The following is a 12747-nucleotide window of genomic DNA, read 5'->3' on the forward strand; positions in this document are numbered from 1 at the left end:
TAAGGTGATAATTGTCATCGGCTTTATTTATTGGTCATGTTGATTTGTTTGGCGACAATTATCAGATCATAAATAAGGCCTTTTTTCTATCTAAAATATAGGTTTATTGCTAAAGATCCTGTCTATGAAGCTGTGCATACTCAAACAACGAGACAAGAAATGAAAATGAATAAAACTTTAGTTGCAGCGTTGATTTCTAGCGCACTAATCACACCTTCGGCTTTAGCTACCGAAATTTTTAAAGATGATGTTAATGCCGTTAGCATTGGTGGTTTTGTTGATGCTCGCGTCATCAATACCCAAGGTGAAACTGAAGTCGTTAACGGCGCGTCACGCATTAATTTTGGGTTTGCTCGCCAACTACAAGATGGCTGGAACGCATTTGCAAAATTAGAGTGGGGAGTTAACCCTGTCGGTAGCACAGACATTGTTTACAACAACCGTTTTGAATCAATTCAAGATGAGTTTTTTTATAACCGTTTAGGCTATGCAGGTCTTGCACATGACACCTACGGTAGTCTCACAATTGGCAAGCAATGGGGTGCTTGGTATGACGTGGTATACGGCACAAACTACGGTTTTGTGTGGGACGGTAACACTGCTGGTGTATACACTTATAACAAAGATGACGGCGCAGTAAACGGTGTAGGTCGCGGTGACAAAACCGTGCAATACCGTAACAGTTTTGGCGACGTGAGCTTTGCCGTACAAGTGCAGTTAAAAAACAGCGAGTTTTATACTTGCGACTATGAAGATATTACCCAAGATGATTGTGAAGCGTTATGGGAAACAGGCTCTGCAGAAGCACAGCAGGTTGAATATAACTACACTTACGGTGGCTCGGTAACTTACCAAGCAACTGACAAGCTTGTGTTAGCCGCAGGTGTTAACTATGGTGAGTTTGATGTTGAATTTGGTAACGGCACTAACTCTACCGCTGAAGACATCATTTACGGTGTAGGGGTGACCTGGGGTAACTTCGATCAGTATGGGTTTTATGGTTCGGCAAACATCAACAAAAACGAAAACCACGACACTGACAACATTGGTCGCTTAATTGATGAAGCCGTTGGTGTTGAGTCGTTATTCTCGTACATGTTTGAAAATAACATTCGTGCCTTTGTGTCGTACAACATCTTAGATGCTGGCGATGATTATGTGATTCAGCCAAACTACAATGCTGATCCAGAAGACGAATTTAAGCGTCAGTTTGTGGTGATGGGGCTACATTATGTATTTAACCCAGAAACCGTTGTGTATTTAGAAGTACGTCGTGATTACAGCGACTTTACAAGCAACGATAAAGACCAACAAGCAAGAATGGAACTGTCTGAAGACGACGGCGTAGCTATTGGTATTCGTTACACTCTTTAATGTGACGCAAACTGAATGATATGACTTAGGTTTTATCGTTTAACTGCAAATTAAAAAAGGTTCGACAGCGATGTCGAACCTTTTTTATTGGGATGAGTCTTGCGAAAGGCTCATCCCAGATAACTCAAGCAAAGCCAGTTAAGCCACCGTTGGCTCATCAACAATAGTGACTTTTTCAACCACGATTGGCTCGCGCGGCACATCTTCATGGCCGGCAATAGTGGTGGTTTTTACCCGCTCAATTTGATGAATCACATCCATCCCGGCGGTCACTTTGGCAAATACAGCATAACCCCAACCCGCATTGGTTGTGCCTGTATGGTCTAAAAAGTCATTATTGGCCACGTTAATAAAAAACTGCCCAGTTGCTGAATGTGGCGCATCTGTTCGCGCCATGGCTAACGTACCTATCACATTTTTAAGGCCTTTATTCGCTTCATTGGCAATAGGGTCACGAGTCGGCTTTTCTTTCATTTTGGCCGTTAAGCCGCCACCCTGAACCATAAAGCCTTTAATCACCCGATGAAAAATTGTGCCTTCATAAAAGCCATCTTGGCAATATTTTAAAAAGTTTTTTGAGGTAACCGGTGCACGTTCCATGTCCAGTTCTACAGTAAAATCGCCAAGGTTGGTGCTAAAAATAATCATAAAATGCCCACAAGGTTAAAACAATAATAGCGACCATTATAGCCGCTATTAGTGTTATCACGTTCGAATTTATTGCCCTGTTTTTTGATTAAATAAATCCATCGCAGATTTTGTCATAGCACGAACGCCCGTGCGGATCGTGAGTGAGTAATCAGGTGCAAACTGGCTAGAATGCAACGATGGCAATGCTTCACCCGAGTCAATACTTGCCTGATATTGCTTAGGGTTTACGCCGCCAAGCCAAAACAATGTAATGGGGCGTTTTTCTGGCGTGAGGCCATATAAACCAAAGTCTTCACCCGCCATCACAGGTGGTGCAATAAGCACATTGTCACTGCCAAGCTCGGCCTCAATACTGGCTTTAACCATAGCGGCTAATATTGGATCATTATACGTTGATGGAATAGTTTCATCGTCATGCACATACACTACTGGCGCTAACTCGTCAGGCAAGCCAGCACTCATCGCAATACCGGCGGTAATACGTTTAATCGCAGCAATTTGTTGCTCGCGTACTTCAGGGTTATATGAGCGCAAGGTAAGCTGTAGCTTTACTTCATCTGAAATAATATTGTGTTTTGAACCCCCATGAATCGACCCTACCGTGACCACATTGGGCTCTAACGGCGACACTTCGCGGCTCACTATCGTTTGTAATGCCAGAACAGTGCGCGCAGCAAGCACAACAGGGTCAACCGTGGCATGCGGATAAGCCCCATGGCCGCCTTTACCTTTAATGCTAATATCAACCGAGTCGACATTAGCGAGTGCATAACCGCTTACCGTACCAACCTTGCCCGCAGGAATTGACGCACTCACATGTAACCCAATAATGCTATCGGGCGTGGGGAACTGGCTAAACAAACCTTGTTTAAGCATGGCTTTAGCGCCACCGCCCACCTCTTCTGCCGGCTGGGCGACCATCATTAACGTGCCCTGCCAATCAGCTTTGTGCTTAACCAACTGCTCAGCTGCACCAATAAGGCTGGTCATGTGAATATCGTGGCCACAGCCATGCATAATGCCCACGGTATTATTGTTAGCATCAACTGTGGTGACGGTTGAGGCATAGTCTTTTCCGGTTTGTTCAACAATCGGTAGGCCATCGGTATCGGCGCGGATCATCACCACCGGCCCCTCGCCATTTTGCAATATACCTACCACACCATAACCACCAAAATTAGCCGTCACCTCAAAGCCAAGTTGCTTAAGCTCAGCGGCCATACGCTCGCTGGTGGCTTTTTCTTGATACGACAGCTCAGGATGCTGGTGCAAATGCAGATAAAGCTTTTCAAGCTTAGGTAAAGCTTGAGCCACTGACTGATCAAGCTTGGTATCAGCAACAGCATTCAATGACAGTGACGAAGCAGTAAGCGCAAGCGCTAATAAGGGATAAGCAAGACGAAAGCGGGTCATATTATTATTCTTAAATGTCGGGAATTGAATATGTTAACCTAGCGTTTTAACGACATCATTGCCAATACATAATAAAAAATAAGGGAACCCAATGAAGGTGATTACCGAAACACCAAGGCTCATTATTCGAGAATTTACCCTCGCAGATGCCCCCGCAGTATTGCACTTTAATACCCCGGAGCAAGTGAACCGATATACTGGCGATGCAGGCGTGTGTAACACGTTAAGTGATGCCGAAAACATCATTCGCGATATTTGGCTGGTAGAATACAAGCAATATGGCTTTGGCCGCTGGGCAGTCGTCGTAAAAGACACCAATACAGTGATTGGTTTTTGCGGCTTTAAAAATGAAACCCGTATTAATGCGGTCGATATAGGCTATCGTTTACACCCCGATTATTGGGGCCAAGGTTTGGCTACCGAAGCCAACCAAGCTTGTATTGATTATGCCAAAAAGCATATGGATTTAGACATTGTTTATGCTGATGTGGTTGACGCCAATAGTGGTTCAATTAATGTGGTAACTAAGTTAGGCATGGTTTATCACTCACAGTATCAAGAAGGCGAATTTACCGTTAATCGGTATGTTATTTCACTCAAAACTGGCAGTTATGGAGATAACGCTTAGTCGAAACACGTTGCGACTATTAAGCCATTAAAATCGTATATATTCTCTAATTAAAAATCCCTTAATAGAACCACTATTAAGGGATTGTTAGTATTTGACCATGTCGAATGAGTCGTTACATTTTGGTAACTATTCACCCACGAGCTATTGACGTCGGTTTACACTAAGAACACCGGCGTCTGATAATCCTCTTTGAGCATATGATGCTCGACGATTTCACGTAGCCACTTATAAGCTGAGATTTTCTGAAGTTTTGCGGTTTCTATCAGTGAGAACATACGCTCTCGGAACAGGTCGCCTCGATATGAACGAGTCACGTAACAACACTTTCTCATCAATATATAATTACGCAGAACTCGCTCTGCGGCATTGTTCGTCAATGGGCATTCGGAGTCATCCATAAAACGCCAGAGCATAGCGTCATCAGCGAGAAGGTTTCGACACCGGCCTCGATATCGTTTCGAACATTGATAGCTGCCCAGTTTGAGCCAATGATGCCAACTCTTTCTTAACCGCCTGAGTCGACGGTAATAGTGGTTTTCGGTAATATGTCCCTCGATATATCGATGGTGACACCTGAATACACTGTGAGCGATTAACGCGAGTTTTTCTCCGATTTTTTGGTTTTCAGGACAAACGCTCTCTTCGATAGCGATAACGTTCCTTAATATATGAGCCCAGCATAACTGCCGCTTAGATTCATCTATATATTTATAGGCTGAGTATTGGTCAGTGACCAAAAGGTGTGAGACTGCCTCACCAAGTAGTCGCTTGGCGGCATGTTGGTTTCTGCCGCTGTTAATTTGGAAAAAGGCAACATCATTACTCAGTACAGCCCACATCCAACGTTTATCATTATTGCGTTGATGTGAGGTTTCATCCGCCATGAGTAGTTGAGACGCTTTTACCGTCTCATGGATTTGTGTATGGGTATCCGCTAAGTATTCAGTGACTCGCCCTTGGGCCGCAGAGATTGCGCCTGTAGAGAAGGTGAGTTGGAAGACGTCTTTCAGCATGGATTGTATTTTACCTATGCTTTGATGATGCTGCGTTGCTTGAATGGCGATAAAACTATGTAGATTTGGCCCCATCTGAACATCAGGCACATACTCTGGAAGCTCCGCTTGATACTTATCACCACACCATAAACACTCACCCTTGAAGACTTGATGCTCAACTAGTGTGTACGAAATATCAGGCAAATCGAAGATTTGATGCCGTTTGTAAGGTTTGCGATTGGGAACAACACAACCACCGCAGTGGCATGTTTTCTCTGGTAAGTACTGCTCAACCGAGGCACTGTCTTCAATAGGATGAAGCAGTCGGCGATGCCCTTTATGCCCTGGTTGAGCGCCTTGCTTTTTTCCAGATTTTTTCCTGGTAGGCGAAGTATTCTTAGCTTTATTATGCAATGGCTGCTGAGATGATGGCACAGAAGAGTTGCGACTATTTTGATTGAGTCGGTCTTCAAGTTCAGCCAGCTTGTTCCATAAATAATGGATAATATCTTTCGCTTCTTCAGGAGAATCGAAATCTGGCGGCGGAGGTAATGTTTTCTTATTCATACCTTCATGATTACCACCGAAAAAAGATCACTCAAATTAAATGTGGGATCAAGTTAACCCGGTCACATAATTTTATGTGTCAAGACCTTGTGGGTGAATAGTTACACATTTTGAGCTGCACATCCGAGGTAATTTTAGTTGAACAGGCCAACACAAAACCGGCGGCGATTTCGTCTGCGGTTAATGCCATTTGGCTGGTAGATGTTACCGTACCCGAGATAACCTGACATTTACACGCACCACATACGCCAGAGCGACACGCGGCAATAATCGGTAATTTTTCAGACTCTATGCCTTCTAATAAGGTTTGATCGCCCGAGAGAGATATGTCTTTATCACCAATGCTCAACATAAATTGCTCGGTTGATGCCCTGCCCTCTGTTGCCGCTTTAATACCCATTGCGCTACTGTCACCAAAGCTTTCTTGATGAAACTGCGTCATATCAAACTCAGCTGCTTGCAGCAGTAATTTTACTGCTGCCATATAAGGCTCTGGGCCACACACAAACACCGTGCGCTGCTGATAATCGGGAACCAATTTAGTTAACGCCTCTAGGGTTAACCGCCCCGTCGCACAACCGGTTTGCGCATATTTGTCAGTAAGCTGGTGCTGGTTGTCAGCGGACTCAAGCACATAGTTAAGATTAAACTGTTGGCTGCGTGATGCCATTGACGCCATAGCATCGGCAAATATCACATCATCGACACTTTTAGCGCTGTGTACAAAGGCAATATCACTGTCGGTGGTGGTATCGCATAACCAGCGCGACATAGAATGCATGGGGGTTACGCCACAACCTGCACTTAAAAACAAATATTTGTCGGCAACAATATCAACCAGGTTAAACACCCCATCAGGGCCAGTAACCGTGACCTCATCACCCACATTAAGCGACTGCGCTAAGTAATTAGACACTACACCACCAGCAATTTGTTTAACTGTCACAACAAGTGAAAAAGGCCGCGAAGGTGACGATGATATCGTATAGCTGCGATAGGTTTTAACACCGTTAATGTCGAGTTTAAAGGTAATAAACTGCCCAGGTTTAAAGTTAAATTTAACCGGTGTTATCCCCTGAAATCGAAAGCTCACCACATCATGAGTTTCGTTCCATTTTTCAACACAGCGCAGTTGCACCTCTCCTCGTTGCCAGCTGTCGGCTGCCAACAGTGCTTGCGGCAACACGCTAGCGGGGGCAACGTTAACTTTAGGCTCACTCACAGTTGGAGCCTTTTTTGCGGTTTGAGCTGAAAGCGCTTGTGAAAAAGAAAAACCTAAAGAGGGGATACTACTCATTTTGATACCTTTAACGCAGTAAACAATAGAGGTGGCGATACGCATTGCGCCTTATCGCCTTTAATAGATATCGTGCAGTTAAGCTCACTTAACTGCACGATGTTATGGCTGATTACGCCACGTTTAACATTGCTTTTAAGTCAGATTCAACATCTGTTGTTGTGCGCAAACCAAATTGTTGCTCAAGAATGTTAGCAAGATTTTCAGTTAAGAAACCAGGTGCACTTGGGCCAGTACGAATGTTTTTAACCCCAAGAGAAAGCAAGGTTAACAACACCACAATCGCTTTTTGCTCAAACCATGACAACACTAGGCTCAACGGTAAGTCGTTAAGGTCACACTCAAAAATATCTTTTAACGCTAACGCTAACTGAATCGCCGAGTAAGCGTCGTTACATTGGCCCACATCTAATAAACGTGGCACACCATTGATATCGCCAAATTCCAATTTATTGAATTTGTACTTACCACATCCTAAGGTCAAAATGATGGTGTCATCTGGCACTGATTTGGCTAAATCAGTAAAGTAGCTACGCTCTGCCTTATCGCCGTCACAACCACCAATTAAGAAGAAATGCTTAATTGAACCGTTTTTAACGTTTTCAACAACCGTTGGTGCTGCTGCCATTAATGCATTGCGCGCAAAACCAATGGTGATCATGTGAGGGATTTCATCATAAGCAAAGCCTTCTAGCTCAAGTGCTTTGTTAATCACTACGCTGAAGTCTTCACCTTCAATATGAGTCACACCAGGCCAGCCCACAATGCTACGAGTGAAGATACGATCAGAGTATTCGCCCACATTTGGGTCAATAATACAGTTTGAGGTCATCACCACGGCACCCGGGAAGGTACCAAATTCTTTTTGCTGGTTTTGCCAAGCGCTACCATAGTTACCCACTAAATGCGGATACTTTTTAAATGCTGGGTAAGCAAGTGCTGGCAACATTTCACCATGGGTAAATACATTAATGCCTTTACCTGCGGTTTGTTCAAGAATAAGTTCTAAGTCTTTCATGTCGTGGCCAGACACTAAAATGGCCTTACCTTTAACAGACTTGGTATTCACTTGTGTTGGTTCTGGGTGACCAAATGCAGTAGTTTCGCCTAAATCTAGCATCGCCATTACGCGATAGTTTAATTGGCCAATTTGCATTGCAGTGGCAAATAACTTGTCTGCATCAACTGAGTCTTCACCTAAAAACGCCATAATTTGATGGAACTCAGCCGCAATATCCACATCAGTTTGGTCTAAAACGCGAGCATGCTCCATATAAGCCGCCGCGCCTTTTAAGCCATACAAACATAATAAGCGTAAGCCTAAAATGTCTTCATGCACTTCACCGCGATTAAGCAATGCAACTGGTGCTTGGGCTAGAATCTCAGGCTTAGAAGTGGCAAGTAGTAGTTCGCCTTGTGCGCTCACCATTTCAGGTTCAACGCCCTTACCTTTACAGGCTGCAATGTAAGCCGCTTTTAATTGGTCGCGATACGTTTGCGCCTGATAAGCGTAATCAATTAAGCGTTCATCATCGAAGTTTACGTTAGTTAATGTGGCAAAAAAGGCTTTTGGCACAAAGGTGTCAATGTTGTTGTCTACAATGCCAAACTCACGGGCTTTAACGGCATAAGCTGATACACCTTGAAGCATGTAAATTAATAAGTCTTGGATATCAGACGTTGACGCCAACTTGCCACACATACCTTGCGAGTAACTACAGCCATTGCCTGCGGGTGTTCTAATGGTTTGCTCACATTGCACACAAAACATAACTCTACTCCTCAAATTTAAATCATGTATAAATTTTACATGTTATGAATAAGTTTACTCTTTACTTTGTAAATCGAAACCCATTTTTGATGCTAATGTTTCGTTTTATGAGCTATATCACCTTTAGCAAACACTAATATCAATATGGCTATCAATTGGCGCTAGCCGGCTAAAATACCAAAATCACTTGTTTTTTCTGCACATGATGATGAGTAGAATCTCACTTAAAATAGTTTCCATTTATTGATAAAAAGCACGTAGACTTAACGAATTAGTGACTATCACACAGGATGAATAGATGAAAACCAAACTCAACACGATAGCATCTGCCCTCTTTCTATTACTCGCCCCTACGGCAATGGCAGCTGATGTTGCGGTGATCACTTTAGATAATGGCGCACATGTTCGCCTAAAAGACGACTTCACCTGGGAATACATCATTACAGAAACCGTTGCCCAACCCATTAGCCCAAAAGTCATTGCGCCAGATAGCCCAGGGGCGATGTCTCCTGAGGCCAACGAGAAAACAGCCAATGCCGCCGCAGTTGCCCCGTCGGTCACTTCACTTGCGACTCTGGGCACACAAGAGCAAGTCGCCAAGGCAACGGTTACCAGCACAGAAGCTCTTACAACACGACTTACCGCAAACGCTATGGCGCAGCCAGAGTTACTCAGCAGCACAGCCAAAGATGGCGTAAAAATCACGCTGGCCAGTACCCAATGGAAAGGTGATAAATTAGGGCTTATATTTGATTTTGACAGCACCAGCGACGAACACATTACCGTGGTAAATGTTGAAGCCAGTTTTTTTAACGACCAAGGCAGTTTAATTAAAACCGAAACCATAGAAGCATGGGAAGCCATTTTCCGTATGCCTGAAACCTATCTACGTAAAGGCCAGCACCGCCAATCGCCAATATTGTGGATTGAAGGTATTAACAAACAGCAATGGCAACAACAGCTCATCAGCTTAAAAATTGTTGAGATTGAATCGCGTTAGTAAAATTATTTTTAGCTGCTGCTCAGGCAAATGTTAAAACAAAAGCCCAAATGAAATACCAATTCATTTGGGCTTTTTAAACATAAAGCACTGATTATTTAATTCAAAAGCTCATGATCTTTAGGTAATTGCTTACTAATCCACAAGATCAATTTATGTTTACGGTTAGGGCCATCATCTTTGTCTTCAGCTAATGGCTGTATTAGCTTATCTTGCACTAACAAACGGTAAATACACTCCACCTTATCTTTAGGTGAAATCCCTTTACCAAAATCATCAAAGCCGCGCTTTTTCGCGTAGCCTACGCCAATCTCCATTGCGAGCTTGAGTAATTGGTTATCATGCTTACCGGTTTTCATCTGTTGCCCTCATCATGCCTTTTATCCCTTTAAACTACGCGAAAAAACCGCCATTGCCACGCAAGTTTGCTCTAAAGAGTCCTAAAATCTAACAAACATCACCATTGGTAATTTTAGTTACAAAAATTATGTACCTTTCCCCCCATAAATCTAGGCGCTTGGGCGTAGGCTTGTTATTGTATATGGCTAAACCAAACCGCTAAGTGTGAACAAATATGAGTTTGGTGTTATTTAATTCTGTTTTTATTTCAATGTTTAGCGCAACAAATAATGCTGAACCAGCATAAAAACATTTCAAACGGGCGGAGCCCAAGGATATTTCAATGCGTAAAACCCTTATCACCACTGCCGTTAGTGCAGCATTAATGCTCAGTGCATGTTCAGAGCAATCAACAGACACCGCCATGGCAAGCAAAACCACCGCAGAAGCAACAGCAACAACAAAAACGACTGCCACAACAGAAAACGTACTGTTAACACCAAGCCCATTACAATATATGGCGCCGCAGTTCGACAAAATTAACACTGCCGATTTTTTACCTGCGTTTGAGCAAGGCATGCAAGAGCACAAAACAGAAATTGCAACGATTACTCACAATGCCGACGCAGCCACATTTGAAAACACCATCGTTGCACTTGAAAAAACCGGCGCGATTTTAGACCGCACACAACGGGTATTTTTCAATCTTAATGGCTTAATTTCAGATGACGACTTCATCAATGTTGAAGCGCAAGCTGTACCAAAGCTCACCGCTCACATGGACAACATCTACCTAGACGAAACGTTATTTGCTCGCGTGCAAGCCATTTACAACAACAAAGCGACATTAACAGGCGAAGACTTACGTTTAGTTGAAATGTATTACGACCGTTTTGTGCGTGCAGGTGCTGAGTTGTCGGCAGACGATAAAGCCAAAATGCGTGAACTAAACGGTGAACTAGCAAAACTTGAAACCAGCTTCTCACAAAACGTATTAAAATCATTTAAAGACGACGTGATTATTGTTGAAGACAAAGCCATGCTTGACGGCCTATCAGACAATGACATCGCATCATTAGCCGCTGCTGCAAAAGCAGCAGGCAAAACCGGTTACATGATTACCTTAGTTAACACCACAACCCAACCATTACTGTCTAGTCTTAAAAACCGCGACCTACGTAAAAAGCTTTGGGAAACCTCAGCCTATCGTGCAATGGACACCAACTCACCATTAAACATTAAAATTGCCCAGCTACGTGCAGAAAAAGCCAAATTATTAGGCTACCCAACATGGGCCGCCTATTCTACAGGCGACCAAATGGCTAAAAGCCCAGAAGCAGTATATGGCATCCTTGATGACCTAGCACCAAAAGCCCTGGAAAAAGCCAAAATAGAAGCGGCAGACATTCAAGCTGAAATCGTTAAAGACGGTAAAGACTTTACCCTAGAGCCATGGGACTGGGCCTATTACGCTGAAAAAGTACGTGCAGCAAAATATGACCTGGACGACAGCCTTGTTAAGCCCTACTTTGAAATGAACACCGTACTCACCGACGGGCTGTTTTTTGCCATGGAGAAACTCTACGGCATTACCTTCAAGTCACGTACCGACTTACCTGTATGGCACCAAGATGTAACCGCATACGAAATCTTTAACAAAGACGGCAGTTCACTAGGCTTGTTCTACCTTGATATGTACGCCCGTCCAGGCAAACGTGGTGGCGCATGGATGGACGAATTAGTTAATCAGTCATTCTTAAAAAATACCAAACCTGTAGTATACAACGCGCTTAACGTTCCAAAGCCTGCGCAAGGCCAACCTACCCTGTTAACCTTTGACGAAGTGAGCACTCTATTCCATGAGTTTGGCCACGCCATTCACGGTTTATACTCACAAGTTAACTACCCAAGCCTAGCGGGTACATTAACGGCACGTGATTTTGTTGAGTTTCCATCACAAGCTAACGAAGACTGGAGCATCGACCCTGCCGTACTAGCAAACTACGCTAAGCACTACCAAACAGGCGAGCCGATCCCTGCTGAGTTACTGGCTAAAGTATTAAAAGCACACACCTTTAACCAAGGATTTGGCACAGTTGAATACCTAGCCGCTGCACTGCTTGATATGGAATGGCACTCTATTCCTGCTGGCACTGAAATCACCGATGTTGCCGCCTTTGAAAAACAAGCATTAGCCAAACACGGTTTAGACTACGGCCCAATTGCACCACGCTATAAAACCACCTACTTTAGCCACAGCTTCGGCGGCGGTTACTCAGCGGGTTACTACGCCTATCTATGGACAGAAGTGTTAGCGGCAGACTCGTTTGCTTACATGATGGCCAATGGTGGACTCACCGAAGAGAACGGCCAAAAATACCGTGATGCTGTATTGTCAAAAGGTAACAGCCAGGATCTTATGCAAAGCTACATCGACTTTGCCGGCAAAAAGCCCTCAACAGACGCGCTATTAAAGCGTCGTGGTTTAGTGCACTAGCACGATTTGTTATCTCAACCTCTACCGCCCAATTTGGCAGTAGAGGTTACTAACAAATGCAGTAATAAAAACAGAACGCACCAAAGCAAACCGTGGTAGAAGCAACATATTCAATCGCATTAAGCAGAGTAAAAGAGTAAATATTACGCAAACGTAGTCTTTTTTGAGTGATATTGCACATTTGTTGCGCCATCGCACACATCAAGGCTTTA

At 43.8% G+C, this 12747-nt stretch carries 10 protein-coding genes; 4 read left to right on the forward strand and 6 right to left on the reverse strand.

Going from position 1 to position 12747, the window contains the following annotated elements; all coding sequences use genetic code 11:
- Positions 1–165: 165 nt before the first annotated feature.
- On the forward strand, positions 166–1374 hold the full coding sequence (locus IEW93_RS17975; RefSeq protein ID WP_188740639.1) for a porin: 1209 nt from the start codon (positions 166–168) through the stop codon (positions 1372–1374).
- A gap of 138 nt (positions 1375–1512) precedes the next feature.
- Here the strand turns inward: IEW93_RS17975 and IEW93_RS17980 are convergent, their stop codons facing one another.
- Positions 1513–2022 carry a peptidylprolyl isomerase gene (locus IEW93_RS17980; protein ID WP_188740640.1) on the reverse strand — a complete coding sequence of 170 codons (510 nt, stop codon included), beginning with the start codon at positions 2020–2022 and terminating at the stop codon, positions 1513–1515.
- Between the two features lie 69 nt (positions 2023–2091).
- Positions 2092–3438: a M20 metallopeptidase family protein gene (locus IEW93_RS17985; protein WP_188740641.1), complete on the reverse strand. Its 1347-nt coding sequence runs from the start codon at positions 3436–3438 to the stop codon at positions 2092–2094.
- A gap of 91 nt (positions 3439–3529) precedes the next feature.
- Here IEW93_RS17985 and IEW93_RS17990 point away from each other — a divergent pair, with 91 nt between their 5' ends.
- Positions 3530–4066, forward strand: coding sequence for a GNAT family N-acetyltransferase (locus tag IEW93_RS17990; RefSeq protein ID WP_188740642.1), 537 nt, complete (start codon positions 3530–3532; stop codon positions 4064–4066).
- Between the two features lie 158 nt (positions 4067–4224).
- Here IEW93_RS17990 and tnpC read toward each other — a convergent pair whose 3' ends face one another.
- From tnpC to hcp, 3 genes are all read right to left on the reverse strand, one after another.
- Positions 4225–5631: an IS66 family transposase gene (gene tnpC, locus IEW93_RS17995; RefSeq protein WP_188740643.1), complete on the reverse strand. Its 1407-nt coding sequence runs from the start codon at positions 5629–5631 to the stop codon at positions 4225–4227.
- Between the two features lie 79 nt (positions 5632–5710).
- Positions 5711–6928 carry an FAD-binding oxidoreductase gene (locus IEW93_RS18000; RefSeq protein WP_188740644.1) on the reverse strand — a complete coding sequence of 406 codons (1218 nt, stop codon included), beginning with the start codon at positions 6926–6928 and terminating at the stop codon, positions 5711–5713.
- Positions 6929–7040: 112 nt separating this feature from the next.
- The gene (gene hcp, locus IEW93_RS18005) at positions 7041–8699 is read right to left on the reverse strand and encodes a hydroxylamine reductase (RefSeq protein WP_188740645.1); all 1659 of its coding nucleotides are present in this window, start codon (positions 8697–8699) and stop codon (positions 7041–7043) included.
- Positions 8700–8997: 298 nt separating this feature from the next.
- Here hcp and IEW93_RS18010 point away from each other — a divergent pair, with 298 nt between their 5' ends.
- Complete coding sequence (locus tag IEW93_RS18010) at positions 8998–9699, forward strand: DUF3157 family protein (RefSeq protein ID WP_188740646.1); 702 nt, start codon at positions 8998–9000, stop codon at positions 9697–9699.
- 98 nt (positions 9700–9797) lie between these two features.
- Here IEW93_RS18010 and IEW93_RS18015 read toward each other — a convergent pair whose 3' ends face one another.
- Positions 9798–10058: a DUF5062 family protein gene (locus tag IEW93_RS18015; RefSeq protein ID WP_188740647.1), complete on the reverse strand. Its 261-nt coding sequence runs from the start codon at positions 10056–10058 to the stop codon at positions 9798–9800.
- Positions 10059–10381: 323 nt separating this feature from the next.
- Between IEW93_RS18015 and IEW93_RS18020 the strand changes: the two genes are divergently transcribed.
- On the forward strand, positions 10382–12535 hold the full coding sequence (locus IEW93_RS18020) for a M3 family metallopeptidase (protein ID WP_188740648.1): 2154 nt from the start codon (positions 10382–10384) through the stop codon (positions 12533–12535).
- Positions 12536–12747 lie beyond the last annotated feature (212 nt).

It is taken from the genome of Shewanella inventionis (assembly GCF_014641855.1).
Classification (GTDB): Bacteria; Pseudomonadota; Gammaproteobacteria; order Enterobacterales; family Shewanellaceae; genus Shewanella; species Shewanella inventionis.